The sequence below is a fragment of the Vibrio sp. V03_P4A6T147 genome, assembly GCF_002241085.1.
GTDB classification, from domain to species: Bacteria; Pseudomonadota; Gammaproteobacteria; order Enterobacterales; family Vibrionaceae; genus Vibrio; species Vibrio anguillarum.
Map to the genome: position 1 here is coordinate 12,668 of NZ_NDIO01000072.1, position 1,505 is coordinate 14,172.

Annotated in this window: 2 protein-coding genes; both read right to left on the bottom strand. The window is 41.8% G+C overall.

Annotated elements, in window-relative coordinates:
• On the bottom strand, window positions 1–495 hold a 495-nt coding region (locus B9J84_RS16285), incomplete at its 3' end, for a cytochrome ubiquinol oxidase subunit I (RefSeq protein WP_404206189.1).
• Window positions 496–966: 471 nt separating this feature from the next.
• A partial coding sequence (locus B9J84_RS02505) for a Holliday junction DNA helicase RuvB C-terminal domain-containing protein (RefSeq protein WP_404206191.1) occupies window positions 967–1,505 on the bottom strand: 539 nt, incomplete at its 5' end.

A 1,505-nucleotide genomic window follows, 5' to 3' on the forward strand; every position in this document is an offset into this window, starting at 1 on the left:
ACGCATAGTTTCAAAATTGAATTCTGCGCCAACTGGGTTTTGCATCCAACCATTCGCAATCAAGATCCAAAGTGCCGAGAAATTGGACCCCAGAGCAACCAACCAAGTCACGCCCAAGTGCTGGCGTTTTGATAGTCTATCCCACCCAAAGAAGAACAAACCGACAAAGGTTGATTCTAAAAAGAAGGCTACAAGTGCTTCAATCGCAAGAGGGGCGCCAAAAATGTCACCTACATAGTGGGAATAGTATGACCAGTTTGTACCGAACTGGAACTCCATAGTGAGGCCAGTGGCCACCCCAAGGGCAAAGTTAATACCAAAAAGCTTACCCCAGAACTTTGTCATGTCCTTATAGATTTGCTTATCAGTCATTACATACAAAGATTCCATGATGGCTAAAAGAAAAGCCATACCTAGAGTCAATGGAACGAACAGGAAGTGATACATCGCTGTCAGTGCAAACTGCAACCGCGATAGATCAACGACGTCAATCATGGTAACTCCTTTGTGCCGGCTGAATGACACTTTTGACATGCTAAACGGGTTAAAATTCCTCAAAATTCATCAGTGATATAACCTCATCAAATGTTGAAAAATATCAGAATTTTGTTGCAAGCATGTACCGTTATGGTTAGTTAATTGTTAAGCATCAGCTAATATAGCTGGGACTAATACTACTTCTAAATGCAGGTTGTTTCAAAAGATTTATGGGAGAAAAAAGCCTTGATTTACATCAATTTTCACGCGGCAAATCTGAACAAAAAAAGAACAAAATGATCCACATCAAAGGAAGAATGAAATTGTTGTGAGTGTTTAGTGAAAGGGATAGAAATTAATACAACGAATCACACAGAGAGTTAACAATACACGTCACATCATTACCTCTTTAGTGATAAGGAAATTATCATAAATAAGATGTAGTTCACACTTTGTGCTTACCACCTAAAAATGACGATGAGGTGTAACTTATTTTTCAATTCCGAAGTGAAGATAGGCGCGATCGGTCGCCATTCGTCCTCTTGGTGTCCGTTGTAAATAACCTTGTTGGATAAGAAAGGGTTCTAACACATCTTCAATGGTATCTTTTTCTTCGCCGATTGCAGCAGCTAGGTTATCGAGACCAACAGGGCCACCGCCAAATTTGTCCATAATCGCTAGTAATAGCTTTCTATCCATATAGTCGAAACCTTGGCTATCAACATCCAACATGTTTAGCGCTTTATCTGCAGTCTCTATACATATGTGCCCGTTGCCTTTCACTTCAGCGTAATCTCGAACTCGGCGCAATAAACGGTTGGCAATCCGAGGCGTTCCCCTTGCTCTCCTAGCCACTTCAAGTGCACCATCCGCTTCCATCGACAATCCTAAACAGTCCGCGCTTCTTTGCACTATGTACTGTAGATCATCAATTTTGTAATACTCAAGGCGCTGTACAATACCAAAGCGATCACGCAAGGGTGAGGTTAACGAGCCAGCGCGAGTTGTTGCCCCAATCAGCGTAAAAG